The organism is Paenibacillus sp. 05T425 (assembly GCF_056396205.1).
In genome coordinates this window covers 1-392 of sequence record NZ_JBFTLA010000157.1, presented here as the reverse complement: position 1 = coordinate 392, position 392 = coordinate 1, and the positions used below count along the sequence as shown (strand labels likewise).

General features: G+C 59.8%; 1 protein-coding gene. It reads right to left on the bottom strand.

Annotated features, from left to right (window positions below):
* On the bottom strand, positions 1-392 hold a 392-nt coding region (locus AC1DF0_RS32565), incomplete at both ends, for an aldehyde dehydrogenase family protein (RefSeq protein WP_477577750.1).

Sequence of the window (392 nt, the reverse complement as noted above, 5' to 3'; positions counted from 1 at the left end):
GATCACGATCAGGCGCTTGTCTGGCTGGTGGCCCGGAATCACGTCACCGTAGAYGCGCTTGGCTTCTTCGGCGAACCACTCGATAAAGGAAGCGGCGTAAACGATCTCGCCCTTGGCTTCAGCCAATGGCTTGCCCTGCTCCAGGGTCATCAGGCGAGCCAGGTCGTCCTGATTTTCGATGATCAGCTCGAACCAGCGACGCAGCTTGTTTGCGCGCTCCTTGGCGGTCAGTGCACGCCAGGCCGGCAGCGCTTTGTCAGCGGCTTCGATTGCACGGCGGGTTTCGGCAGCGCCCATTTTCGGCACAGTACCCAGAATTTCGCCCGTTGCCGGGTTATTGACCTTGATCGTCTGACCGTTGTCCGCATCGACCCAAGCGCCATCGATAAAGG